This is a genomic window from Pseudomonas arcuscaelestis, from assembly GCF_016881005.1.
Lineage (GTDB): Bacteria > Pseudomonadota > Gammaproteobacteria > Pseudomonadales > Pseudomonadaceae > Aquipseudomonas > Aquipseudomonas arcuscaelestis.
Genome location: NZ_JACOPV010000019.1, coordinates 71614 through 97682, shown reverse-complemented (window position 1 = coordinate 97682; position 26069 = coordinate 71614). Strand labels below are relative to the sequence as shown.

Below are 26069 nucleotides of genomic sequence, written 5' to 3'. Positions count from 1 at the left end.
ATGCCCGGCTCAGTTGCTTTCCTCCTGCGCCAGGCTGACTAGGCCGTTGTCCAGCACCAGCAGGTCACGCTCAACCACGCGCGTGCGGAACGAACCGTCGTTCCACATTTCGGTGCGCAGGGTCTCGCCGGGAAACACCGGGGCGCAGAAGCGCGCCTGCAGGTGCGCGAATCGCTCGACGCGATAATCCGCCAGGCCGCGCAACAGCGCGTGGTAGGCCACACCGAGGGTGCACAGACCATGCAGGATTGGGCGTTCAAAGCCACCTTTGGCGGCGGTGGCAGGACTTGAGTGGATCGGGTTGTCGTCGCCGTTCAGACGGTAGTAAAGGGCCTGCTCGCTGCGCGTCGGCAGGTCGACGACCAGCTCCGGCGTGCGCTCCGGCACGCGGTGGGGCTGACACAACGACTGACGGTCGCCACCAAAGCCACCGTCGCCACGCAGGAACGTGGTGCCACGCGTGATGGCATACACTTCGCCGCTGACAGCGTCGCTGAGCACTTTTTCGCTGTAGAGCAGCGCGCCCTTGCCGGGCCCCTTGTCGACGAGCCCGGTCACGCGGGTACGGCCGATCACCTCACCCTCAGGCGGCAGCGCGCTGCGCCACTCGACGCTCTGCTCTGCGTGCACCAGGCGCAGGGCATCGACACCGGTGTCCGGATTGCCCAACCAGAATCCCGGATGGCCGAGGACCACCGCCATGCACGGCAACGCTTGAACATCACGGTTGGCGTCGACAAAAGACAATTGCGCTTCATCCATCGGGTCCGCGCCAAAACCCAGAGACAGCGCATAGAAAGCACTGTCCTGGCGGCTATAGTGCTGGCGTACAGGTGGAATGCAGTAATTGAGCAAGTGATCCGGATCAAGCGCCATGGGCCAGCTCCTCGATTTCAAGCACCGCGTCGGCAGCCCAGGCACCTTGGCCCTGGGGCATGGCGAAGACCGGGTTAAGATCAACCGAGCGTAAGCGCGGGCCTGCTTGCGCGGCGAATTGCGAGAGCCGCGAGAGAACCCGCGCCAGCGCTGCAACGTCGGTGACCGGGCGGCCACGAGCGCCCAGCAGCAGGGGCGCACCCTTGATGCTGCGGATCATGGTTTCTGCTTCTTCGACCCCGAACGGGCATCGACGGAACACCACATCCTTGAGCACCTCGACGAAAATCCCGCCCAGGCCAAATACCGCAATAGGCCCAAACTGCGGGTCACGCTGGATACCCATGAAGCACTCCACGCCACCTTGCAACTGACGGGCGACCAAGACGCCATCGATTCGCGCCTCGGGCGCGTGTTCGGCCGCACGGCGCAACAACAGATCGAAGCCTTCGCGTACCTGTTCGACGCTATCGATATTCAGTAGCACGCCGCCAATCTCGGACTTGTGCGTGATGTCCGCCGAGGCGATCTTCAGCACCACCGGAAACCCGACCTGGGAGGCAAATGCGGCGGCATCGGCGGCACTGTGCAGCACCTGCTCAGGCGCAGATTCGATGCCGGCCCGGGCCAACAGTTGTTTCGCTTCAGCTTCACCCGGTGTACGCGCTGGCAGTTCAACACCGCCGACCGCCTCCACTTGGCGTAATGGCCGGGCAAACGCTTCGCCGAGCTGACCCATGGCGTGAATGGCCCGTACTGCGCGGGTCGGGTCTTCGAACAAGGCAAAGCCTGCTTTCTCGTAAGGCGCCAATTCCTCGCCCTCACCCATTACAGAGACCACGAACAAGCGCTCCGGATGGTCGACCTTGATCCGGCTGAACTGCTCAGCCAGTCGCGGGCCGATGGAGGCGGCGGTGCCTGCTTGGGTAAAAAAGGCGATCAGTGATTGGTAGCCACCGTCCACGACCATCGACTCAGTAAAGTCATGCACCAGACTCAAGTCATTCAGCGCTTGGGCCGTGCAGTCCACCGGGTTGATCGGCGAGGCGAACGAGAGTCGCTGTTTGAGTTGGGCCTGCGCGGCGTCTGGCATTGCCGGCATTGGCAGCCCGACCTCTTCGGCGGCGTCGCTGACAATAATTCCCGCGCCACCGCTCACCGTGATCATCCCCAGGTTGTTGCCTACCGGGTATATGCGCTGGGTGGCAAGATACGCGATGTCCATCAACTCTTCGGTGTTGCGCGCGCGCACTACCGCATAGTCGGCCAGCACCGCGTCGAGTACTTTATCGTCACCGGCCAGTGACGCGGTGTGCGACATCGCTGGCTGCCAAGGCGTCATGGGAAGCCGCCAACGCCTGTCTGCAGACCCACGGCGGCTTTGGCTTCGCGACGGAGTACGACGTGGAGCGCAAATTCCGCGAAACCCGCCTGTATCAGGTCGCCCCTATTTCCACCAACCTGATTTTGTCCTACGTCGCCGAGCATCTGCTGGAGCTTCCACGTTCGTTCTGATGCCCGTATGCACGCCTTGATGACAACAGAGAGAACAACATGAGCCAGCCCTCAGGTGTACGCCCACTGGACGGGATTACTGTCGTAAGCCTCGAACATGCTATCGCTGCCCCCTTCTGTACTCGCCAACTTGCCGACCTTGGCGCTCGCGTTATCAAGGTTGAACGTCCTGGCGTCGGCGACTTTGCCCGCGGTTACGACCAGCGCGTCAACGGCCTGGCCTCGCATTTCGTCTGGACCAACCGCTCCAAACAAAGTTTGTCCCTGGACCTCAAACATGACGCCGCCAGCGCGATACTTGACGACCTGCTGAGCAGCGCCGACGTGTTGGTGCAGAACCTTGCGCCTGGCGCTGCCGCCCGTATGGGCCTGTCGTACGAAGCCTTGCACCAGCGTTTTCCACGGCTGATCGTTTGCGATATTTCCGGATACGGTGCTGGTGGTCCCTATGAAAAGAAGAAAGCCTATGACTTGCTGATCCAGAGCGAAGGCGGGTTTCTTTCGGTTACCGGGGGCCCGGGCGATGAACAAATGGCCAAGGCTGGCTGTTCAATTGCCGATATCGCCGCAGGTATGTATGCCTACACCGGCATCCTCAGCGCACTGTTGCTGCGTGAGCGCACCGGTGAAGGCAGCCACCTTGATGTGTCGATGCTCGAAAGCCTGGTGGAGTGGATGAACTATCCGCTGTACTACGCCTACGAAGGCGCCCCGCCGCCGCCCCGGGCTGGCGCGGCTCACGCAACGATCTACCCGTACGGGCCGTTTGCGATCGGCGACGGCAGTACGGTGATGCTCGGGTTGCAGAATGAGCGCGAATGGCAGGCATTCTGCGACAAGGTCCTTCAGCAACCTGAACTGAGCGCAAATGAGCGCTTCAACGCCAACTTCAAGCGTGTCGAGAACAGAGCGGCGCTGCGTCAATTGATCGTCGATACCTTTGCAAGCCTTACCTTCGATCAAGTCATCGAGCGCCTTGATCTGGCGCAGATTGCCAACGCGCGGGTCAACGACATGCAGGGCGTGTGGGACCACCCTCAGCTCAAGGCGCGTAATCGTTGGCATACCGTTTCGACGGCTGCTGGCAGTGTGCCAAGCCTGCTACCGCCAGCCAACAGCAATGCCTATACCCCGCGTATGGCAGCGGTGCCCGCCCTGGGCGAACACACCGGTGAAATTCTTTCCGGCCTGGGCATGTCTGCTGAAGGCATCGCCCAATTGCGTGCCGACGGCGTCATCTGAAAAGGACACGACACCATGACCTCTCCTGAATATTCCAGCTGGGTGGGCCGCGTCGAAGAATGCCGCGACCAAATAAGTTACAACATGGTCAAGCGCATCGCCGCGACCCTGGGCGAAGTCGCACCCCTGCCCGGCGAGCCCCTGCCGCCACTCTGGCATTGGGCTTTTTTTGTTGAGCCTGTAAGCGAAGACGGCCTCGGCCCGGACGGGCACCCTGCCCGAGGAGGTTTTCTGCCGCCGGCGGACAATCGTAATCGCATGTGGGCTGGCAGCCGCCTGACCTTCAATCGCCCGTTGCGAGTTGACGCGCACATCGAACGTCTTTCCACCCTGCGCAAAGTTGAAGAAAAGCAGGGGCGTACCGGCTCGTTGTTGTTTGTCACGGTGCGTCACGAGTACTACCACGAAGGCGAATGCGCCCTGATCGATGAGCAAGACATTGTCTATCGCGAACCGACCCCGCCCAAGCAGGGCGGTAACGATCCCCTGCCCCAGGGCCAGTGGCGAGAACCGGTCGAGCCCAGCCCAACACTATTGTTCCGCTACTCGGCGGTGACCTTCAATGGTCATCGCATTCACTACGACTGGCCGTATGTAACCACCACCGAGGGCTATACAGGCTTGGTAGTGCACGGGCCGTTGATCGCAACCCTGGCCTTGCGTGCCTTTGTGCGAGCCCACCCTGGGGTGACACTCAAGCGTTTCAGTTTCCGAGGCGTGCGCCCCCTGATCTCACCAAAAGCCTTCGAGGTGGGCGGCACAGTGACCGCGCCCGGCAAGGCGCAGGTTTGGGCGGGTAACGAAGAAGGCAGCGCACAGCTGGGTGAAGTCGAGTTCACCAAAGGAGCCCGCGCATGAGTACTTCAGTTATCCGTAGCGCCCTGTTTGTGCCGGCTACCCGCCCTGAGCGCATCCTCAAGGCACTGGCGAGCGGCGCCGATCGGGTGATTGTCGACCTGGAAGATGCCGTTGAAGAAAGGCTCAAGGAGCAAGCCCGCGGCAACCTTGAGCAGTTTCTCTGTGCGCAGCCGGATGTGACAGTGCTGGTGCGCATCAACGCTCCCCAGCACTGGGCGCATGCAGCAGATCTGGCGCTGTGTCGACGCTTCGCCGGCGTTATCGGCATTGTGTTGCCTAAAGCAGAAAGTCGCGATCAGGTCCAGGCGGCCCACGCTAGCGGCAAACCGGTATGGCCGATCATCGAAAGCGCCCGAGGCCTCGCCGAGCTTGCAAGCATTGCCCACACGCCGGGCGTCGAACGCCTGTGCTTCGGCAGCCTGGACCTGGGGCTTGATCTGAACCTGCGCCAAGGCAGCCTTGCAGCCGAACAAATCCTGGCCCAGGCCCGCTATGCCGTTTTGCTCAACACCCGCGTCGCCAAGCTGTCACCAGCGCTGGATGGTGTGCACCCGGATATCAACGACAGCAACGGCCTGCGCGACAGCGTCGGTTTTGCTCACGACATGGGTTTTGGCGGCGCCTTGTGCATTCACCCGTCCCAGGTTGCGCCCATACATGCAGCGCTGCATCCCAGTCGTGAAGAGCTGGAGTGGGCGCGACGGGTAATCGAAGCAACGGCAACGGGAGGCGGGGTTTTCGTGCTTGACGGCCAGATGGTTGATGCTCCCGTTATCGGTCGTGCGCGGTCGATCCTGCAACGGGCTGAGAAGCCTTCGTGAGTCGCCCGTTTGGGAGAGCGTAATGCCAAGAGTTGCCCAGCTTGCAAGCACGCCGCAGTACGCAGACTTCATTCTTGAGGCGGCCAGGCATCTGCTGGCCGAGGTCGGTTATGGCGCGATGTCCATGCGCCAATTAGCTACTCGGGCCGGCCTGTTGCCGGGCAGCCTCTACCACCATGTTGCGGGCAAGCAAGAGGTCCTGCTGCATGTGCTGACGGACCTGCTCGAAACGCGCGATGCCGCGTGGCGCAAGCATTCACGTCGCGCCGGCACACTTGGCGAATTGCGTAGTTTTATCGGCTTTTTGCTCAAGTGGCAGGCTTCACACCCTCATGAGATGAAGGTGCTTGCACATGAATATCGCCATCTAGACCTGCACTCGCAGCGTTGGCTGGAACAGCGGACCCACAGTTTGCAGGCGCACCTGCAGCGCCTGTTGCAGCGCGGTCGTCTGGAGGGGCTGTTCGCCGATATCGACCCTGCGTTTACGACCACCGCGATTCTGGCCTTGATTGGCAGTGCCACGGGGTTGCAGCACAGCCCTGAACCCTGGACGCCCGCCCGCCTGGAAACACACTACTACCAAATGATCTCGCGCCTTCTCGATCTCAGGCCTGACTGCACGTCATCGAGCAAGTAGCGCGTCACCGAATAACAATAAGCAAGGACTGACAATGACTTCCAGCAACCCTGTACTGAACGCTGTTTGTGACGACTCGGATGTCAACCATACCCGTGAACTGGCCGCGTTTTTGGCGCGCCTTTCGTATACCGACCTTCCCGACGCGGTGCTGGCGCGCACCGAGGACTTGTTCCTTGATTGGCTAGGCTCGGCGCTGGCCAGTCAGGGTGCTCACCCGATTCCGCTGTTTGAGCGCTATGCGGCGAAAATGGGGCCGGCCTCAGGGCCTGCAGCGATCCTGGTCAGTGGCCAGCGCAGCTCTGCCTACTTTGCCGCCCTGGTCAATGCTGCCTCCTCGCACCTCGTTGAGCAGGATGACCTGCACAACAGCTCCGTTCTGCACCCGGCTACCGTGGTGTTCCCCGCCGTGCTTGCTGCGGCCCAGGACCTGGGCAAGAGCGGCCAGGCGTTACTGCTTGCGGCTGTCGCCGGCTATGAAGCAGGCATCAGAATCGGTGAGTTTCTGGGGCGCTCGCACTATCGCATCTTCCATACCACGGCGACGGTCGGCACCCTCGCCGCTGCCGTGGCCGTCGGCAAACTAATGGAGTTCGACCAAGAGGCCTTTATCAACCTACTGGGCAGCGCGGGCACCCAGGCCGCCGGCCTCTGGGCATTTCTGCGCGACGCGGCCGATTCCAAGCAGTTGCACACAGCCAAGGCGGCTGCCGACGGGCTGCTGGCAGCCTACCTCACTGCGGACGGCCTGACCGGTGCGCGCGATATCCTCGAAGGCGAGCAAGGTATGGCGGCCGGGATGTCCAGCGATGCACGCCCAGCGTGTTTGTCTGATCGCCTCGGCAGTCGTTGGGCGCTGCTGGAAACCTCCTTCAAGTTCCATGCTTCTTGCCGCCATACCCACCCGGCTGCAGATGCACTGTTGCTGTTGATGCAGCGCGAAGGCCTGTCTCACCAGCACATCGCCCGGGTAGTGACGCGCGTGCATCAAGGTGCGATCGATGTTTTGGGACGAGTCCACGTGCCGCAAACCGTGCACCAGGCCAAGTTTTCCATGGGCACCGTGCTGGGCCTGATCGCCGTGCATGGCAAAGCGGGGCTAACCGAATTCGATGAGCTGGCACTGAACGACTTGGCAGTCGCTGCGCTGCGCGACAAGGTCAGCATGGTGCTGGATGCCGAAGTCGACAGCGCGTACCCGCAGCGCTGGCTGGGCCGGGTTGAGGTAGAGACTACAGACGGACGCGTGCTGCAGGCGGCGATCGACTCACCCAAAGGTGACCCCGACAACACCTTGAGCCGCGAAGCGCTTGAAGATAAGTTCCGCCGCTTGCTGGCCTACGCCGGTGCGCTGAATGCCGATCAGGCTGACGTACTGATCCAGCGAGTGTGGGGTTGCGTCAGGCGCCAAGCCTAAACAACTTGATGGACTGACGCGCGGTCTTGCAAGACGCAAGTGATCGCGCACAGGGGGTGAGCGTCAAGCTGCGCCCCTCGTACAGTGGCACTCACGCCAGCTGGATGTAGACCGAATAACTGCCCAATAGCACCCAGAAGCCAAGAAAGATCCACGGCGTACGAAGTGAAAAAAGCAGTGACTTGCGATGGCCCGCACGGGAGGTTTCCGCCTCACAGAACAAGGGTGACTCGTCATACACCAACCCCATCATTGGCTCGCTGCGCAAAAGATGGCTTTGCTTCAACTGCCAGTGATCAATGATGCGGTAGGCGTCGCGAATGCCCGGCCAGGCATTCAGCGAACTCAGTACGCCCAGCAATGCGAGGAACGCAGGCACAACCAGGGTGAACATCTCGCCCCAGCCCTGGTTCAGGTTGCCCATCGACGACACAAACGCAATGACCAGAAAAGACTGAGCGGCCAGATACGCATCTGTGCGATTGGCCAGAATACTGGTCTCGTAGTGAATTTCCTTGCGGTAGAAATCCAGGCGCTCCTTCGGCGAGCCGAACATGCGCGCGTTGTGCTCACTGATCTCTTCCTCGGGGGTTGTCGGCGTAATGATTCGCGGCACTCGCATGCTCCTGGAAGTGTTCAAGGCCTTGTGTGGTTGACTGCTATAGATCCCCTGGCTCAGAGAAAATTTCATCGGATCGTTGCGAGCCCATGTGGTTCGGGCTCGTAAACAAAGATGGGTGTAAAAAAAGATTTCAGTGCTCCGTTGTGGTCAGAGCTTATAGAACGAGAGGAGCAGCACCATGAAATTCGCGAAATTCTGCCAATGGCTTGCAAACCACGCCGGCAAACCGAGCACCTTCCTAATAGCCGTGGTCCTGATTGCCATGTGGGCGACATCAGGTCCCTGGTTCCACTACAACGATACTTGGCAACTGATCATCAATACGTCGACCACCATCGTTACTTTTTTGATGGTGTTCCTCATTCAGAATACCCAGAACCGCGACAACGACATTATTCATGTGAAGCTTGATGAGCTGATTCGAGCCACTAAATCCGCAGAGCAATCGGTGCTCGATCTAGAAGCCCTGGACAACAGACAGCTACACCAACTCCGGAAGGAATACCAGGCAATGGGCGATCGATGCCAAAGCCCCCCTGGCACACCGCCCGAGCTGCCGTCCAATGCTACGGGGCGCGATGACTTTCAACGCTAGATTGACGGCGACAACCCGTCAAAGCACGTCCGAGCGCTCACACCAGTTGAACCTGGCGCCATTAGATACAGCTCCGTACACTCAGCCCCTTCGCTAGGGGAATGAAATGAACAAGCTGATTTTACCGATCGCCATCTTTGCCAGCGTGATACTCGTGGGAAAGGTGTGCGAGCATTACGAAATGAACTCGACGTTGAAGATTGGCTTGCTCTGCCTGGTAGCGGCAGGCGTTCAGATCGGTATCAGTCGATACCAGCGTTCACGCCAGTCCAAAACGAACCCTTGATCAACGCCAGGCGCTACCGCTTGCGACAACACCGTCCTCGCCGCCCCGGCTTTCGCCATGATGCGTAAATCCATAGCCCCTCGCTGGCTATGGATCCATTAAATCCCATCCATCGTCCGATTATCGCCCAGAAAGGCAAAGAAACTCATCGCAATCTGTTGACGCCCTCTCCGCAAAGCACATTTAATGGATCCATTAAATAACAACAAAGCTGACCGGAGAGCCTTCATGTACCCCAAGAACACCTGGTATGTAGCCTGCACCCCTGACGAAATTGCTGAAAAACCACTGGGCCGGCAAATTTGCGGTGAGCGCATCGTTTTCTATCGAGGCCAGGAACACCGCGTCGCCGCGGTAGAGGATTTTTGTCCGCATCGTGGTGCGCCGTTGTCGTTGGGCTATGTCGAGAACGGCAATCTGGTGTGTGGCTACCACGGCCTGGTGATAGGTTGCGACGGCAAGACGGTCGAGATGCCAGGGCAGCGGGTGCGTGGCTTTCCGTGCAACAAGACGTTTGCCGCGGTCGAGCGCTATGGCTTTATTTGGGTCTGGCCCGGTGATCAGACGCTGGCTGATGCAGACCTGATCCCGCATTTAGAGTGGGCCGTGAGCGATGAGTGGGCCTACGGTGGTGGACTGTTTCATATCGGCTGCGACTACCGCCTGATGATCGACAATCTGATGGATTTGACCCACGAAACCTATGTTCACGCCTCCAGCATCGGCCAGAAGGAAATCGACGAAGCCCCTCCGGTGACTACGGTCAACGATAACGAGGTGATTACAGCCCGGCACATGGAGAACATCATGGCCCCACCGTTCTGGCGTATGGCCCTGCGCGGCAATGGCCTGGCCGACGATGTGCCGGTGGATCGCTGGCAGATCTGCCGCTTCACCCCACCCAGCCATGTACTGATCGAGGTGGGCGTAGCCCATGCGGGCAAAGGTGGCTACCACGCCGACGCGCAGCACAAGGCGTCGAGTATCGTCGTCGACTTCATTACCCCCGAAACCGATACCTCTATTTGGTACTTCTGGGGCATGGCGCGCAATTTCGCCGCACAGGACACCGCGCTGACCGCGAGCATCCGCGAGGGACAGGGCAAGATTTTCAGCGAAGACCTGGAGATGCTCGAGCGTCAGCAACGCAACCTGCTCGACAACCCGCAGCGCAACCTGCTCAAGCTCAACATCGATGCCGGCGGCGTGCAGTCGCGCAAAATTCTCGATCAGTTGATCGCCCAGGAGCGCGCACCCGAGGCGCAATTGATTGCCACCAGCGCCACACCGGCCTGAGCCACTTACTCCCAAGGAGCGAACATGATCGATGTCGTGGTGGTATCCCGTAACAACGAAGCACAAGACATCTGCAGCTATGAGCTGGCTGCTGTCGATGGCAGTCCATTGCCGCCGTTCAGCGCCGGTGCGCACATTGATGTGCATTTGCCCGACGGCCTGATCCGTCAGTATTCCCTGTGCAATCACCCCGAGGAACGCCATCGCTACTTGATTGGCGTGCTCAAGAACCCCGCCTCACGAGGCGGATCGCGCAGCCTGCATGAGCACATCCACTGTGGTGCGCAGCTGCGTATCAGCGAGCCACGCAACCTGTTTGCGCTCGCCCACGGCGCCCGGCGCAGCCTGCTGTTTGCCGGCGGCATCGGCATCACCCCGATTCTGTGCATGGCTGAGCGCCTGGCTCACATCGGCGCTGACTTTGAATTGCACTACTGCGCCCGCTCCAGCGAGCGCGCAGCCTTTGTCGAACGGATCCGTACCGCAGCGTTTGCCGACCGCCTGTTCCTGCACCTCGATGAACAACCTGAAACTGCCCTGGATACCAGTAAGGTCCTGGCCAACCCGCAGGACGACCTCCATCTGTACGTATGCGGTCCCGGTGGATTCATGCAGCATGTGCTCGACAGCGCCAAGGCGCAGGGTTGGCAGGAAAGTTGTCTGCACCGCGAATACTTTGCCGCCGCGCCGGTGGATACCGACAACGACGGCAGCTTTTCAGTACAGGTGGGCAGCACCGGCCAGGTCTTCGAGGTGCCCGCCGACCAGACGGTGGTGCAGGTGTTGGAGCGTCATGGCATCGCGATCGCCATGTCCTGTGAACAAGGTATTTGTGGCACCTGCCTGACCCGGGTGCTCGATGGCGTACCGGAGCATCGCGACCTGTTCCTGACCGAAGAAGAACAGGCGTTGAACGATCAGTTCACGCCCTGCTGCTCGCGCGCCAAAACACCCTTGCTGGTGCTTGATATCTGAACCACGTCACGGCGAAGGCAGGATCACCTTCATGCGCTCGGCGGTCGTTGCTACGCCGAAGGTTTCGGCATAGCGCAAGGTAGCGTTGGCATGCTCGCGCATGATCGCCTCGGCACGGGCGCCCTGGCCGTTGACCAGCGCGTCGTATACCGAGTGATGCTGCATGTGCGCGTAGTTGAAGCGCCGGTACTCGCGCGCCAGGTCATGGCGGTCGACGGCCAGCGCGGTGACCGAGGCGAACGGCAGGTGGTCGTTGCGGGCTAGCGCATCGGCAATTGCCGGGTTGTGGCTGCCTTCGACGATGACCTGGTGAAAGCGCATGTTGAGGTCATGATAGGCCTCGAGGTCTTCCTCGGTGACGAAGCCTTTTTCAAACAATTGATCGCCTTCGTGCAGGCAGTGCTGCAGGGTATCTCGTGCCGCCTGCGACAAGCCGCGCTCAGCCGTCTGGCGCGCAGCTAGGCCTTCGAGCACACCGCGTACCTCGACGGCTCCAGCGATATCGTCGGCACTGACCGAGCGTACCTGAAACCCGCGTCCGCCGAAGCGTACCAGCAGCCCTTCTTGCTCCAGGGTACGAAACGCCATGCGCACCGGCATGCGTGAAACACCGAACAGTTCGGCGGTAGGGATTTCCATCAAACGTGCACCGGCCGCTAACTCGCCCGAAGCAATCATCTTGCGCAACGCAACCAGCACCAATTGACCGGGCTTACTCATCCAGGCGACTTCCGCAACACATGGACCGTCATACTACCTCAAGGTGAGCAGCGTGGCAGCGGCCTCGTTACCGTCAAGGCCACTGCCCGGTGCGTGGGGTGGTCCAGCCCTTGCCTAGAACGACAACGGGTAGCTGACGATCAAGCGGGTCTGGTCAAAATCACTGTTGAAGCTGCGCCGGTTGGTGGCGTTGTTCACGCGGATGCTCAGGCGCTGAAAGGTCCCACTCTGGATGGTATAGCCCACCTCGGTGTCGCGCTCCCATTCCTTGCCGTTGCTGCCCGCCGCCGTGGTTGCGTTTTCGCCATGCCCATAACGCACCATCGCCAGTAGTCCCGGAATGCCCATGGCGGCGAAGTTGTAGTCGTAGCGCACCTGCCAGGAGCGCTCGTCGGCATTGCTGAAATTGCCGTTGAACATGTCGTTGCCCAGGGTCCGGCCACTGCTGCCGTACACCGACATCCACTGGCTGTCGCCACTGACTTTCTGCAACCCCAGGTACAGCGTGTGGCCGCCAGTTGCGGCCGACAGCAAGGCGTAGCCGGTACGGCTTTGGATGTCGCCGATACGTGCCTGGCCATCTTCCTTGTCAATGAAGTAACCCAGGTTGGCACCCAGCACCCAGTCGCCCACCGGCTGCTTGTGCAGCAGGTTGAAGTAGCTCTGCTGATAGATGTCTTCGAGCTGCGAATGCCACATGCCGACCAGCGTGCGCTGCTCGTTGAATCGGTACTCGGCACCGGCGTAGTTGAAGCCGTCGGAGGTGACCCCGGGCGCGGCCCAGGCCGACAGGTCCTGCATGTCCGAGGAGTTGCGCAAGCTTACTTCGCGGTACTGGCCAGCCTGCAGACTAAGGCCTTCGATCTCCCGCGAATCGAGCATCGCGCCGCGAAAGGTCTGTGGCAGCAAGCGGCCATCGTCGTAGCGCAGCAGCGGGATGTCCGGCAACAATTCACCGACCTTGATCTCGGTGGCCGAGATCCGCATTTTCGCTGCCACGCCAGCGCGACCGTAGTCATCTGCCGCTCGACCATCGTCATGCACTGGCAGCAGTTCCGAGCCGCTGGTATCTCGGCTGCTGTCTAGCTTCATGCCAAACATGGCGATGCCATCGAGGCCAAAGCCGACAACCCCCGGGGTGTAGCCTGAGGTGAACTTGAGGATAAAACCCTGGGCCCACTCGTCGACCTTGCTTTTAGCCGCCCCCGGATCACGAAAGTCACGGTTGAAGTAATAGTTGCGCAGCAGCAGATCGGTCTTGGCATCTTCGAAAAAGCCGCCGTCCTCGGCCCAGGCCGGCAGGCTAGCGCCCAGAATCAAGGAGGCGGCGGCAACCGCGCGCGACAAGGTGCAAGGAGTGTGGATCATTATTATTGTTCTCCGCTTTTCATGGGCGCAGCCGCTCCCCGACAGGCCGTTCAGGGCCCGTCCATCAGTGGCTGCGTTAAAGCCCGGCAAATGCCGGGCAGTACTCAGTGACTCAAGGCTTCAGAAGGGATACTGGCGCGGCGAATGCTGGACGCTGATCCAGTGATCACGGGTGAACTCGTCAATCGCCCAATCGCCATTGAAGCGCCCAAGCCCCGAGTTTTTCTCACCGCCAAAGGGCGCATTGGCCTCATCATTCACCGGGATATCGTTAATGTGCGTCATGCCCGCCCGTACCTGCCGGGCAAAGCGCACTGCGCGCTCCAGGTTGGCACTGAACACCGCGCTGGAAAGCCCGAATTCGCTGGCGTTGGCCAACTCCAAGGCATGCGCTTGATCGCGCGCGCGGATAAGCCCTACCAGCGGTCCGAAGATTTCATTACGGGCCAGGTCCATGTCGATCGTGACTTCGCCGTACACATGCGGCGCCAGCAGGTTGCCGTCCACCCCGCCCTCGTACAGCGGCTCGGCACCTTCGCGACGCGCCAGGGCGATCTTTTCCTGCAAACCCTGCAGTTGGCGGAAATTGATTACCGGGCCGATCACCGTGTCCTGTGCGTTGGGGTCGCCGACCGCAAGACCCTTGACCCGCTCGACGAAACGTTCGGCAAAGGCGTCGTACAGGCTGTTGTCGACGATAATGCGGTTGACCGCCATGCAGATCTGCCCCTGGTGCAGAAACTTGCCGAACACTGCAGCGTTCACCGCCTGTTCAAGGTCGGCGTCATCGAGCACCACAAATGGGCTGTTGCCGCCCAACTCCAGCGCAACGTGCTTGAGGTGCTCACCGCCGCTGGCAATGCGACCGATGCCGCGCCCCACCGGGGTGGAGCCGGTGAAGGTGATCAATGAGGGCAGTTCATGCTCGACGAAGGCATCGCCAATCTCGCTACCAGCACCTACCACCACGCTGAGCACGCCCGCAGGCAATCCCGCTTCTTCAAAGATCCGCGCCAGCAGCAAGCCGCCGCACACCGGGGTGTCACTGGCGGGCTTGACCACCACGGCGTTGCCGAGCGCCAAGGCCGGTGCAATCGAGCGCTGGGTCAGGTGCAGCGGGAAGTTCCACGGGCTGATCACCCCTACCACGCCGAGCGCGCTGCGGTACACCCGGCTCTCCTTGCCTGGGACATTGGACTCGACAATACGTCCATGCACCCGCGCCGGGAACGACGCCGACTCAAGCGCAATGGCCCGCGCCGCCCCCCACTCCAGCTGGGCCTTGAGCCGGGTGCTGCCTGATTCGCGGATGATCCAGTCGATGATTTCGTCTCGGCGCCGGTCAAACACCGCCACCACTTCATGCAGCACCGCGGCGCGCGCCGACGGGCCCAATGCGGCCCATTGCGGCTGCACCCGCGCGGCTTCGCGGTAGGCGGCATCGAGGTCGTCGCGGTTGGCCTGCGGGATCTGCAGCAGCAGCGCATCATTGTACGGATTGGTGACCCGCAGGCTTTTACCGGCAGCGCCAGTGCGCCACTGGCCCGCGATCGGTTGCAGGTGCAGGTCGCTGTAATGAGGGCGAGTTTCAGTCATGGAAGGCTCCTTGGACAGATAAAAGTCATACAGTGGGCTTGCTGGCCGCTTCAGGCTGGCAAGCCTGCTGCGGTGCACGCACCTGGATAAAAACGATGGCCAGCGCACCGATTACGCCCGGCAGGGCAAACGCGAGAAAGTTCTGTTGGAACGGCAGATCCAGCGACAGCAGGCTGCCGCCGAGCATGGGACCTGCGATGGCGCCCAGACGGCCGATACCGGCAGCCCAACCGACCCCGGTGGAGCGGATATGCGCAGGATAGGCAATCGAGGCATAGGCATGGATCACCGCCAGGGTGCCAATGGTGGTGGCACCGGCAATCAACAGCAGCAGGTTAAGTACTAGCGGGCCGGGCTTGAAGCCCAGTGCCGCCAACGACAGTGCCGCGAGCACAAAGAACAACGCCAGGGTGCGTTGCACGCCCAGCTTGTCGGCAAGCCAGCCGCCAAACAATGCGCCGACCGTGGCGCCGATGTTCAGGGTCACCAGGAATGCCAGGCTCGAACCCAGTGGGTAGCCCCCGTGTGCCATCAGCTTGGGTAACCAGGTGTTAAGCCCATAGCTCATCAGCATGCACATGGCGAATGCTACCCACAGCAGCAGCGTCGCCAGGGCCTGGCCTTTGCTGAACAACTGCGGCAGGCGTGCACCCCGTACTTGCTTGTCATTGTCTGGCAGGCGCAACTCGGTACCAGGGCGAAAGCCTGGGTCGACTTTGACCAGCAACTGATCGAGCTCGACGCGGCGCCCCTTGAGTTCTAGAAACGCCGCCGACTCCGGCAAGTAGCGCAGCATGAACGGCACCGCGAGTACCGGCAGCACCGCCACATAGAACACTGTCTGCCAACCCCACTGCGGGATCACCGCAATTGCCAGCAGGGCCGAGAGCACCGCGCCCACCGAATAGAAGCTCGACATCACGGTAATCATGGTGCTGCGCCGACCTTGCGGGGCGAACTCACTGATCAGGTTTACCGCGCTTGGCACCAGCGCACCCAGTGCCAGGCCGGTAATCAGGCGACAGGCCCCCAACTCGATCGGTGTCTGGGCATGGCCGGTCATGAACGCCGCAAGGCTGGCCATCAACGTGGTAACGATAATCAGCTTGCGCCGGCCGAAGCGGTCAGCCAATGGCGCCAGCAAGGTCCCGCCAAAGAGCATGCCGAACAATGCGCAGCTACCCAGGGTGCCGGCCTCGATGGCGGTGAGCTGCCACTCCTGCATCAGGCGCGGTACCACCGAGCCGTAGATCACCATGTCGTAGCCATCGAACAGCATGATGAAACAGCCCCACATCAGAATCAGCAAATGGGTGCGATTGAAGGGTGCAGCGTCGATCACTTCACTGACGGAAGTCGTTTTCATAGCCACCTCTTGTTTTTATTGTGGACGTGCGCCTGCCCGCAAAGCCGTGGTTACACAAGCCGCGTCAGGGTTCGATGGTTTGCGTAGGTACCTCGATCAACACCGGGCGGTTGCCTGCCAGCGCTTCGCTGAAGGCACTGGCAAAGGCCTCGGCGCTGGCTGCCTGTACCGCGTGTACCCCGTAACCCTGGGCAATGGCGCAAAAATCCAGGCCCGGTACATCCAGTCCCGGTGCATCGCTGACATTGAGTACATCGGCGAACCAGCGCAGTGCGCCGTAGGTACCGTTTTTCAGAATGATGAACACAACCGCAATGTTGTACTGGGCTGCAGTCCACAACGCCGTGATGCCGTAGTTCGCCGATCCATCACCGATAATGCCGATCACACGTCGATCGGTTTGCGCCAGTTGCACGCCCACCGCGGCAGGCAGGCCAAAGCCAAGTCCGCCGGCGGCCGGAAAGAAATAGCTGCCCGGCTCGCGCATCTCCACACGCTGCCAGAATGCACCGACAGTCGAAGTGGACTCCTTCACATAAATAGCGTCCTTGGGTGCCAAGGCGTTGATCAAGTCAAATACTGTTTCCGGGCGCAGCAAGCCACCGTCCTCGACCACCGGCTGTGCTCGGGACAAAGCTGTCGGCATGGGTCGATCCACCTGTGGCACGCTGTCGACCAGCGCCGCCAGGGTCAGGGCAATGTCGCCGACCAGCGCATCACCCATCGGCGCGCGGGCAGCCTCCCCGGCATCGCACGTGATGTGCAGCAGCTCGCAATCGGCAGGCAAGTAGTCGCCCGGTGCGTACTGGTGGTAACGGAACACCGGTGCACCGACGACCAGAATCAGGTCGTGGTCCGCCAGACAGCGGCTAATACCGGCAATTGCCGCTGGCAGTACGCCACGAAAGCACGCGTGGCGGGTCGGGAACGGGCAGCGCGAGGCCGACGGCGCTACCCAGGCTGGCATGCGTAATTTTTCCGCAAGCTGTACGGCGTGGTGGTTGGCACCGCTGCCGTCGACATCAGGCCCGAGAACCAGCACTGGATTGCGCGCCGCGGCCAAGCGTTCGCACAGTTGCTCAAGCTGCGCCGGCGAAGGCAGGCCAGCGCTGGTGACCTGGCGACGGGCCAGGTGCTCGACACCGGTCGGTGCTGCACAGGCCCAGTCGTCATAGGGAATCGACACGTACACCGGGCCGCGAGGCGGCAGGCTGGCCATGTGAATCGCCTGGCTCAAGGTGCGCGGCACATCCTGCGCCGAGGCCGGCTCGTGGCTCCACTTGACCAGCGGCTTGGGCAACTGCGCGGCGTCGACGTTGGCCAGCATCGCCTCGACGCCGATCATTGAACGCACCTGTTGGCCAGCTGTGATCACCAGCGGGCTGTGGGAGTACCAGGCGTTGGTCAACGCACCCATGCCATTGCCGGTTCCCGCGGCGGCATGCAGGTTGACGAAGGTTGGCTGACCGGTTGCCAGCGCGTAGCCATCGGCCATGCTCACCACCGCGCCTTCGTGGAGGCCGAGGATGTAGCGAAAATCTTCCGGAAAGCCCTGCAGAAACGGCAGCTCGTTGGAACCGGGATTACCAAAAATGGTGGTCAGGCCATGCTGGCGAAGAATGTCGTAGGAGGCGCGGTGAACCGTTTTCATAAAGACCCTTACTGCTCGTTTTTAGAATGTGGGTTACTTTTGCAGTCACCAGTAGATTGATCAAATTGATACTATCTCTATCAAAAATAAAGACGATCTATATCCAAGCGCGTGCATCGAGGCCCCATGAGCAACTTCGACCTGAACCTGATCCGCACCTTCGTCGTCCTCTTCGAGGCCCGCAGCGTGACCCTCGCCGCCGAGCGCCTGTTCGTCACCCAACCCTCAGTCAGCTATGGCCTGGCACGCTTGCGCGAGCTGTTTGACGACCCGTTGTTCAGCCGTACCCGCGACGGCATCCAGCCGACCTTTGTCGCCCAACAGCTGTACACCACCCTGCGCGACTCGCTGAGCCGTATCGAAGGCGCCGTGCAGAGCACGCGCCAGTTCGACCCCGGCAGCACCGAACGCAGGTTTCGCATCGCCCTTTCCGACCTTGGCGAAATGGGCTTCTTGCCGCTGATCCTGGCGCGCCTCAACCGTGAGGCGCCTCACGCGGAAGTGGAAGTACTGCCCCTGCAGGTGGACCAGGTCGGCGACTGGCTGGCCAGTGGCAAGATCGACGCGGCCATCTGCCGGCCAGCCGTTGCCGGGACCCGCAGCCAGGTGCTGATGCACGAGCGTTATGTGTGCCTGCTGAGCCTCGACCATCCGCGCATCAACCAGGCGCTGAGCCTGGAGCAATTCACTGCCGAGCGTCATATCACCGTTACCCGTACCACCGGCCACGGCAGCGTCGAGGACGTGTTGACGGCCATGAACGTGCAGCGCCGGATCAGCCTGCAGGTGCCGCACTTCTCGGTACTGCCGAAAATCCTCCCCGGCACCGACCTGCTTGCGGTACTGCCGGCGCAGATCGCTCGCTTGTTCATCCAGGAAGGCGGCATGAAGATGCTCGAGCTGCCGTTCCAGGTGCCCGCGTTCACGGTGTCACTGCACTGGCATCCCAACAGCGACAGTTCCGCAGCCCTGCAATGGTTCTGCGCCACTGTCGCCGAGGCGATCATCGACGGTCAGGCCTAGGCGCCGGCCATCACTGGCTGCGCCGGGGTGCATGCTGGCTTGAGCAACAACAGGCAACCGGCGGCCAGCACAAAGACACTGGCGAACACCCCATATAGGTGCAGTGGTTGCCAGCCGCCATCAAGCAGTACCCCGGCCACGATCGGCGACAGGATCGCGCCGATCCGCCCGATGCCGATGCCCCACCCCACCCCGGTGGCACGCACCGAGGTGTCATAGACCACCGGCGACAGCGCATACAGCCCGGCCACGCAACCGTTGGAGAACAACCCGATCAACAGGCCGAGCCCTAGTAGCGTGCTCACTGATGAACCACTGCCGACAAACAGCACCAGCAGCCCGGCGGTAATCAGCATGAACAACGCCAGCACCCGCACCAGCGGCCAGCGCGAAGAAAGCCCGCCGATCAGCGCCGCGCCAACGATCCCGCCGACACTGAGCAACACCCCGCCGGTAATCCCTTGCTCGGCCGACAAACCTGCGGCGACAAGCAGCTTCGGTGTCCAGCTCATCACGAAGTAGAAGCCGAACATCACCAGGAAGAACAACAACCAGATCAGTAAGGTGGTGCGGCGCAGAGCCGGGGTCAGCAACTGGCGGAACCCGGTAGCGGCTCCCGCAACGCTTACCTGGGCTGTTGGCAATTGCGTCAGTGCCGGCTGGCCCAGGCGCACGGCCAGGCGATTGATCCGCGCCAGGGCATTGGCTGGGCGGCGCGCCAGCAAAAAATCCAGCGATTCGGGTAGCCACAGCAGTACCAGGGGAATCACCAGCAAGGTGACAATGCCGCCAAACAGGAACACCGAGCGCCACCCCCAATGCCCTAGCAGCCATACCGCCAGCAGACCACCCAGGGTTGCGCCAAGGGCGTAACCGGTGGACTGCAGGCTGACTGCCAGACCGCGCCAGCGCTTACTGGCGTATTCGCTGGCGATCACGTTACTGCTGGCCAGAATGCCGCCGATACCTAGCCCCGTGAGCCCGCGCAACAGTGCCAATTGCAGGGGCGTCTGGCTTAACGCCGAGAGCAGCATGCCGGCACCTGAAAGCGCCAGGCACAATAGAATCAGCGGGCGCCGGCCAATGCGATCGGCCCAGGGCGCGATGAACAGCGAGCCTGCCGCCATGCCGAACAACCCAGCGCTGAGCAGCAGCCCGATCTGCGCCCCGCTCAAGCCCCACTCGGCAGAAACCGATGCGGCGGTAAAGGCCATCACCAGCACATCGAAGCCATCGATCATGTTCAGGAGAATGCATATGCCGATGGCCAGACATTGAAAGCTGCTCATTGCCCCATGGTCGACCCGATGCTTGAGATCATTGCTCATAGCGTCACCTGCTCACCGGCAACCACCAGCTTGGAGAGACCTGAGCGCACACAAAGCGAGCGGCGCGAACCTTGGCAGGTGCGCATCCTTGGTAAGCCATTCATGACTGAACCCTTTTTGTAATTGTTATCGCCTACGTTCGGGAGGGCTCCCGACGCTGCCAGGGGCTAATCAATCAGATAATGGATCCATAAACAACGGTGGCTAACTGAGCTAGCTGGGCCTTTTACTCCTTGAAATCTCCATTTGAAATCAAACCAGAATAGTAATTGCGTTAAATATCATGCACTTATCTAGTTAATCTAAAGTAAATAATTCTGTTCGATTATCGCCCAGAAGCCATTACCTGATCATTCACCACTGGATCCATAGAAAACTGTTGCGATAACACCCGTGGCGTTTCCGCGCGATCAAAGCCCTTCGCTCAGATACAACCGGTGTACGTCACCAATGCGCTTGCTGGATGTAGCGTTAACGCCGGCCACTTGAGCGAAATGCGGCCATTGCCGGACAGCTTCGACGACATCACGGATGATCTGCTTGGCGTCCATGCCGCGCACTTGGCTCGCCACGCTGAGCAAATCTTCAAGGGTGAAGTCATCACGCTTGCCATTGATGCTCATCTGGTGAGTGTCGACCCAGAAGCTACCGGGAAGGTAGGAATAGGAAACGTCGTAGGCTGGAGTCAGGTACCAGCTGCCGTCGGTGTCCATCATGAAGGCGGTATTCTTGGTGTGGTCGTCCTGGTTACGGGCCACCACATTGAAGACCATACGGCGATAGAATTCCTCGGCACCATCGCGGGAAACGCCAAGCGCGCGCAGCACAGCGAATGCTTCGGCGTAAGAGTATTGGCCGGGCTTGCGGAAGTCTGCATGATCCATCGCGCACAGCGTGGCAACGTGGATTTTCTCACCATCGGCGGTACGGTCGAATCGCTTGGTCATGAAGTGCGCCCGGCCACCCTCCTCCAATAACCGGCATTCGGTCATGGTAATGCCCGCGGCCTTGGCCATGAGGTGGTAGGCGTATTCGATACGCCCATAGCCTTGCGAGTCCGCCAGGACTTTCGAGTCCTTGGCGACGTCGAATTTCAACAGCCAGTACTCGAATCCCGCTGGCGCCGGTACCTGGCCCGAGCGAATCTCACCCGCAGCGTTCAGGGCAATGACGGCTTTTGCCCGCGCGCCACCGGCGCTGGTGCCGACCTGGATGAGGTGCTGCAGGGCAACGTCATCGACAGACGGGTCGTGCGCAGTCAGCCTTTCGGCCAGCGATCCGCGTTCCGACAATACTTCGCTGGCCAGGCGCACGAGTGCATCGATCTGGATGCTCTCTCCCTTGTTCTGCTCTGCAGCCAGTGCCGGCCGATACTCCAATGCGCCCATGCCCCGTGTCCCTTGGTACAGGAGGCGTTCCACCGGTGAGAAGGTGACCTTGTCGCGCCCTTGTTGAGCCAGCCAGGCGTCGATCAGCGCGTTACCGAAATCATCTGGCAACGAGTCGGCGAGGACTGAAGGCAAGCCCTTGAAGGTTTCCCGATCCAGACCCTGGAACACATAGGTATAGTCCTCGCGCAAAGGCATGTGGATCGGTGAAATCTGCAATCCAGTCCTGACAAACTCAGGGGTGTATTCAAATTCGGCAATCTGGGTGTCGGCGTTCCAGTTGAGTGCACCCACGTACACATCCCACAGGTAGATTCGTGCAATCACCAGCTACTGTCCTTTTTCGTATGGGTGCCACCGATGAGCGTCGGCTTGCCGATAGGTGTAGTTGCAGTCGGCTTCAATGAAGGCGCAGCAGACGTCGCTCGCGCGGCCCGCAGTCGCCGCTTACCCTGCATTTTGGCTAACTGCAGGGGGCTTGACCGGACCTCCTCGATCAACGTCGCCAAGCGCCCCAGCTCCCCCAGTACGCGGAGCACTGCAATAACGTTCACTAACGTGCCTTTTCCTGCAGTGATTTTGCGGTACGTCTCACGCGAGATGCCGGCTTCATGGGCAACGATGTCCTGGCCCAGATTGCGTTTCAAGCGAATGGCTTCGATGCGCTGGCCAATTTCACCGGCGATCGCTTCATCAGTCATCGATTCTGCTCGCATAATGCCTAGTTTCCTATGCAAAGAAGGCTATTAAGCCAAGTTACGCCTAGAATTATAGGCCTTGTATGACTGCTATTAAAGGGCTTATGAAGAGATATAGCAACGCCTAGATTTTTAGGCGCAGAATTACTTTAAACCGATTAACGCCTAGCTTTGTTGGCGCTAATCAGGTGCATCTGAACCTAACGAATGACTGAAACGGAGGTTAACTGGCTATATACACAATGATCGGGCCACACACGGCCAACAACACGTTGGAAATCGCGTAGCACACAGTGAATCCAATCACCGGTGTGTTGCTACCGGATTGTTCGATGATCTTGTTCATCGACGCCGCTTCAGTCTGCGCTCCGGCCAATGCACCAAACAGCACCATGGGGTGCAATCGCAGCACATAGCGACCGAAGTACAGCGATACAAGCGGCGGCAACAACGTCACCACGACTCCTGAGATCAGCAGCGCCAGGCCCTCGTTCTGCATGGCGGCGATTGCCGGTGGGCCTGCCAGCAAGCCAACGACTGCGCCGAATGCGGTGAGGCCAAACTCGGAAAACGCCCACTGGGCAGCCGGCGGTAAGCTGCCGAATTCCGGATGACGCGAGTTGTACCAGCCGATCAGCAGTGCAACCAACAGCACCCCGCCACCCACGCCCAGTTCAATGGGGATCATGCCGATATGCGTCGATAGCATACCCAGCAGCGCGCCCACCACCATGCCCAAGCCGTGGACGGCGATATCGGTTTTATAGCTGCGCTCGCGAATTCGTCCCAACTGTTCGGCCAGGGCGACAACACTGGCCGTACGCCCGGTAAGCGAGATCACATCACCTTTGTGCAGTACAGTATTGGGCAGCAGTGGCAAGTCCAGGTTTTGCCGGGTGATCGAATTGATGAAGCAGCCCATACGCTCGGAGCCCGATAGCCGGGATTTGATCTCATGCACGGTCTTGCCAGCCAATGACCTGTTGGTCAGCACTATCTCGGCAGTACGAGTAGGAAACGACAACGCTTCGGGGTGGTCCAGCTCGGCGCCCAGCCATCCACTCAAGTACCCAACGTCTTCGCGCAGGGCATAGATACCGACGATATCGCCCAACTGCAATTGCATCGCCGAGTCGCGCTCATGCACCACCCCTGCGCGTACCACCCGCTCGATGCTCATGCTCGGATGCTGGCGTTCCAATTGGTGGATGGATAAGCCTAGTGTGCTGGGTTCAGTCAAAGAATGGGCGCGCACCACGATGCGTGTATAGGGGATGCTGATGATCTCTTCCTGACTGGCGATGCCCAGTTCCAGCTCCAGTTCCCGCGCCGAGGCGCGCAGGTCCACGCCCAGCAATTTCGGGGCGATGCTGCCGACAAACACCACCAACCCCACTGTGCCGAACACATAGGTAATGGCATAGGCAATTGCCATATGGCTGTACAACTGGTTCTTCGCCGCCTCATCCAACCCCAGTTGCGCAATGGCGCTACTGGCCGTACCCATGATCGCCGTGTCAGTCAGGGCGCCTGCACCCAAGCCGGCGGTAAAGCCGGCATCAAAGTTGTAGATTTTGTTCATCAGCAAAATCGTGCCCAGGGCGGTGCTGCAAAGCACCACCGAGAACAGCACCAGTTTGAGACTGCCACGGTTCAGGCAACCGAAAAACTCCGGGCCACTTTTGAAGCCAACGGCATAAATGAACAGCACAAAGAACACTGATTTGAGTTCGTGGGGCACCTCCAGCCCGACCTGGCCGATCACCAGCCCCATCAGCAGCGCACCGGCCACCGAACCCAGATGAAAGCTGCCAATTTGGATACGACCGACCAGTACACCCAAGCCAATGGCCAGGAATACGGCGATCTCGGGGTTGGAACGCAAGGCATGCAGCACGAATTCGATCATTGCGCGTCTCCCTGGTCATGTGGCGCCTGCGCGGGCGCGGCATACCAGCCCTCCTTGGGCACGCGTTTTTCGTGTTCCGGATCGCCCAGGTAGTGCGGCGACATGATCTGCACACCGTACTCGTTGAACACATCCTGCACATTGGCATGCAGCAGCGAAAGCAACTCGGCACGTGGTCGCGGTTCGCTGGGCACTGCCTGGGCGACCAGGCGGTACTCAGGGTAAAAGTCGGAAAGTGCGGTTTGAAACACCTGCGGCCGAGGCGTTTGCAAAATACCGGCGGTGCGGCTTGCCGCCTCCAGCAGCATGGCCTCTACCTGGCGCCAGGGTGTGTCGTAGCCAATGGTGACAACTGTGTCCACCACGTAACCGGCGCCCTGCACCACACGCGAGTAGTTCTTCGTCACCGTGCCGGTGATCATCGAGTTAGGCAGGGTCAACACCTCCCCCAAGCCGGTGCGAATACTGGTGGTGAACATGCCCAACTCGGTCACCGTACCCTCATGCTCGCCAATTTTGACAAACTCGCCGGGGCGCAAGGTGCGGGTATAGGTCAAGATCAGACCGGCCGCCGCCTGGCCAACCACACTCGAAGCCCCCAGCGAGATCATCAAGCCGATCAACACCGAAAGCCCTTTGAACGCCTCAGTCCCGGCACCGGGCAGGTAGGGATACGCCATCGCCAGGGCAAACAGCCAGATCGCCAGGGCCGTCAGGCGCATCGTCGGCTGCAGGGTTTCTTCGTTGAGCCAGGAAATTGTGCCGGGACGCGCCAGCCGCTCAAGAATGCGTTTGCTGAAGGCGCTGGCCCCACGTGCGATGAAAAAGATCATCAGCGCAATCACCAGCCCCGGAATCGCGCTGACGATGGCATCCAGCAGATATCCCGCCAGGTTCAGCAGGTAGTTATCAAGGCTCTCACCCCAAGGTCGGGTGTAGGGAAAACGCCGCAACACGAAGGTCAACCATTCATACGTGAGCAGCAGCACCACAATCCAGTACAGCAACGCCAACAAGCGCCTGAACACGGGAAACAGATTGCTGGTATCGAACAGGGGCGTTTGGCCAACCTTCAGTACATCATGATGGCGACGAATTTTCTTCGGCAGCCACGACAACAGCTTGCGCTGTACATACGCAGCAAGGCGCAACAAGGCAAGGTACAGCAAGGTAGCAACCACACTGAAGCCGCCTGCGACCAGCAAAAATCGTACGCTGCGCGCCTGCTGTGATTCAGTCACAACCGTCTCGAGGCGCTTGGCAGCCTCAGCGGCAGCCTCGGCAACACTGATATCGGCGTCAGTATCCTTGGGTGTGACAATGAACGCCCGACGCTCACCGAGCAGCACAAGATAGCTGTCCTGGATGGCATCGATCCTGATGTCGAGTTCCTCGGTACCGCCAATCATCTCGCTGATCACAGCTTCGGCACGTTGCATGCGAACCTTCGGGGTTTCGCCGAGCAAGGTGGCGCGAAAGGTCAGGATGCTGCGATTGAACACTTTCAGTTCGGCAGGCGGCGCTGTAACGACAGCAGTTTCCTGATCGGCGTAAGCGGGCTGATAACACGTCATCCACAACAGTACAGCCGCCCCAAGGCACCAGCGTTTTACCCACTTTTCCATAGCCTTCGCTCCGGTTGAACATCGCCACCTCCCACGCACCCCCGTGGTAAGCGGCAAGGTCAGGATAGACGGCGTTCCGCCCTCCTACCTCCTGAGCGATCATTCCTCTGCACGCATGAGATTGCTGGCCGTCCAGACCGGCTGAAAGGCGCGTGGACCGCATCCGTCAGGCGAATCACACAATGTTTAAAATGCGTCTAGTCTGGTTTTGTTGAGAATCATTCGACGGCCCGAAGGAATAACCGGCTGTCGCC

21 protein-coding genes and 3 pseudogenes are annotated in these 26069 nt (G+C 60.4%); 11 read left to right on the top strand and 13 right to left on the bottom strand.

Going from position 1 to position 26069, the window contains the following annotated elements; all coding sequences use genetic code 11:
- Positions 1–9 precede the first annotated feature (9 nt).
- Complete coding sequence (locus tag H8F21_RS25270; RefSeq protein ID WP_203585579.1) at positions 10–876, bottom strand: MaoC family dehydratase; 867 nt, start codon at positions 874–876, stop codon at positions 10–12.
- Positions 866–2200, bottom strand: a pseudogene (locus H8F21_RS25265) (acetate--CoA ligase family protein); the annotation flags it as partial. The gene H8F21_RS25270 and the pseudogene H8F21_RS25265, both read right to left, overlap by 11 nt.
- Here H8F21_RS25265 and H8F21_RS25260 point away from each other — a divergent pair.
- From H8F21_RS25260 to H8F21_RS25235, 6 genes and pseudogenes are all read left to right on the top strand, one after another.
- Positions 2191–2391 (top strand): annotated as a pseudogene (locus H8F21_RS25260) (acyl-CoA dehydrogenase family protein); the annotation flags it as partial. The pseudogenes H8F21_RS25265 and H8F21_RS25260 overlap by 10 nt on opposite strands.
- Positions 2392–2430: 39 nt before the next feature.
- Positions 2431–3633 (top strand): CaiB/BaiF CoA transferase family protein, encoded by a 1203-nt coding sequence (locus tag H8F21_RS25255; RefSeq protein ID WP_203585578.1) that lies wholly within the window; start codon positions 2431–2433, stop codon positions 3631–3633.
- Between the two features lie 15 nt (positions 3634–3648).
- Positions 3649–4491 carry an HTD2 family dehydratase gene (locus H8F21_RS25250; RefSeq protein WP_203585577.1) on the top strand — a complete coding sequence of 281 codons (843 nt, stop codon included), beginning with the start codon at positions 3649–3651 and terminating at the stop codon, positions 4489–4491.
- Positions 4488–5312, top strand: a complete 825-nt coding sequence (locus tag H8F21_RS25245; RefSeq protein ID WP_203541338.1) for an HpcH/HpaI aldolase/citrate lyase family protein — start codon at positions 4488–4490, stop codon at positions 5310–5312. The genes H8F21_RS25250 and H8F21_RS25245 overlap by 4 nt, the downstream gene beginning before the upstream one ends.
- A gap of 22 nt (positions 5313–5334) precedes the next feature.
- The gene (locus H8F21_RS25240) at positions 5335–5952 is read left to right on the top strand and encodes a TetR/AcrR family transcriptional regulator (protein ID WP_203585576.1); all 618 of its coding nucleotides are present in this window, start codon (positions 5335–5337) and stop codon (positions 5950–5952) included.
- Positions 5953–5986: 34 nt separating this feature from the next.
- A pseudogene (locus tag H8F21_RS25235) lies at positions 5987–7386 on the top strand (MmgE/PrpD family protein).
- 74 nt (positions 7387–7460) lie between these two features.
- On the opposite strand, the gene H8F21_RS25230 reads toward H8F21_RS25235, so the two are convergent.
- The gene (locus tag H8F21_RS25230) at positions 7461–7985 is read right to left on the bottom strand and encodes a hypothetical protein (protein WP_203541341.1); all 525 of its coding nucleotides are present in this window, start codon (positions 7983–7985) and stop codon (positions 7461–7463) included.
- 184 nt (positions 7986–8169) lie between these two features.
- On the opposite strand from H8F21_RS25230, the gene H8F21_RS25225 reads away from it, so the two are divergent.
- The 4 genes from H8F21_RS25225 to H8F21_RS25210 all read left to right on the top strand — a co-directional run bounded on the left by H8F21_RS25225 (position 8170) and on the right by H8F21_RS25210 (position 11143).
- Entirely contained in the window at positions 8170–8586 is a 417-nt protein-coding gene (locus H8F21_RS25225) for a low affinity iron permease family protein (RefSeq protein ID WP_236043216.1), read from the top strand.
- A gap of 106 nt (positions 8587–8692) precedes the next feature.
- On the top strand, positions 8693–8872 hold the full coding sequence (locus H8F21_RS25220; protein WP_203585574.1) for a hypothetical protein: 180 nt from the start codon (positions 8693–8695) through the stop codon (positions 8870–8872).
- A gap of 228 nt (positions 8873–9100) precedes the next feature.
- Positions 9101–10168 (top strand): aromatic ring-hydroxylating oxygenase subunit alpha, encoded by a 1068-nt coding sequence (locus tag H8F21_RS25215; protein WP_203585573.1) that lies wholly within the window; start codon positions 9101–9103, stop codon positions 10166–10168.
- Between the two features lie 24 nt (positions 10169–10192).
- Positions 10193–11143 carry a PDR/VanB family oxidoreductase gene (locus tag H8F21_RS25210; RefSeq protein WP_203585572.1) on the top strand — a complete coding sequence of 317 codons (951 nt, stop codon included), beginning with the start codon at positions 10193–10195 and terminating at the stop codon, positions 11141–11143.
- A 6-nt stretch (positions 11144–11149) separates the two neighbouring features.
- Here H8F21_RS25210 and H8F21_RS25205 read toward each other — a convergent pair whose 3' ends face one another.
- The 5 genes from H8F21_RS25205 to mdlC form a co-directional block, all read right to left on the bottom strand.
- On the bottom strand, positions 11150–11863 hold the full coding sequence (locus H8F21_RS25205) for a GntR family transcriptional regulator (protein ID WP_203585571.1): 714 nt from the start codon (positions 11861–11863) through the stop codon (positions 11150–11152).
- A gap of 114 nt (positions 11864–11977) precedes the next feature.
- Positions 11978–13231 (bottom strand): OprD family porin, encoded by a 1254-nt coding sequence (locus H8F21_RS25200; protein ID WP_203585570.1) that lies wholly within the window; start codon positions 13229–13231, stop codon positions 11978–11980.
- A gap of 120 nt (positions 13232–13351) precedes the next feature.
- Positions 13352–14827 (bottom strand): aldehyde dehydrogenase family protein, encoded by a 1476-nt coding sequence (locus tag H8F21_RS25195; protein WP_203585569.1) that lies wholly within the window; start codon positions 14825–14827, stop codon positions 13352–13354.
- A gap of 25 nt (positions 14828–14852) precedes the next feature.
- Positions 14853–16193 (bottom strand): MFS transporter, encoded by a 1341-nt coding sequence (locus H8F21_RS25190; RefSeq protein ID WP_203585568.1) that lies wholly within the window; start codon positions 16191–16193, stop codon positions 14853–14855.
- 64 nt (positions 16194–16257) lie between these two features.
- Positions 16258–17844 carry a benzoylformate decarboxylase gene (gene mdlC, locus H8F21_RS25185; protein ID WP_203541349.1) on the bottom strand — a complete coding sequence of 529 codons (1587 nt, stop codon included), beginning with the start codon at positions 17842–17844 and terminating at the stop codon, positions 16258–16260.
- Between the two features lie 126 nt (positions 17845–17970).
- Here mdlC and H8F21_RS25180 point away from each other — a divergent pair, with 126 nt between their 5' ends.
- Positions 17971–18867, top strand: coding sequence for a LysR family transcriptional regulator (locus tag H8F21_RS25180; protein ID WP_203541350.1), 897 nt, complete (start codon positions 17971–17973; stop codon positions 18865–18867).
- On the opposite strand, the gene H8F21_RS25175 is transcribed toward H8F21_RS25180, so the two are convergent.
- The 5 genes from H8F21_RS25175 to H8F21_RS25155 form a co-directional block, all read right to left on the bottom strand.
- Entirely contained in the window at positions 18864–20195 is a 1332-nt protein-coding gene (locus H8F21_RS25175; RefSeq protein ID WP_203585567.1) for an MFS transporter, read from the bottom strand. The genes H8F21_RS25180 and H8F21_RS25175 overlap by 4 nt on opposite strands.
- A 410-nt stretch (positions 20196–20605) precedes the next feature.
- Positions 20606–21910, bottom strand: coding sequence for a type II toxin-antitoxin system HipA family toxin (locus H8F21_RS25170; RefSeq protein WP_203585566.1), 1305 nt, complete (start codon positions 21908–21910; stop codon positions 20606–20608).
- Positions 21907–22284, bottom strand: a complete 378-nt coding sequence (locus H8F21_RS25165; protein ID WP_203541357.1) for a helix-turn-helix domain-containing protein — start codon at positions 22282–22284, stop codon at positions 21907–21909. Before H8F21_RS25165 ends, H8F21_RS25170 begins: the two co-directional genes overlap by 4 nt.
- A 220-nt stretch (positions 22285–22504) precedes the next feature.
- Positions 22505–24190, bottom strand: a complete 1686-nt coding sequence (aspT, locus tag H8F21_RS25160; RefSeq protein ID WP_203585565.1) for an aspartate-alanine antiporter — start codon at positions 24188–24190, stop codon at positions 22505–22507.
- Positions 24187–25764: a mechanosensitive ion channel family protein gene (locus H8F21_RS25155; RefSeq protein ID WP_203585601.1), complete on the bottom strand. Its 1578-nt coding sequence runs from the start codon at positions 25762–25764 to the stop codon at positions 24187–24189. Before H8F21_RS25155 ends, aspT begins: the two co-directional genes overlap by 4 nt.
- Positions 25765–26069 lie beyond the last annotated feature (305 nt).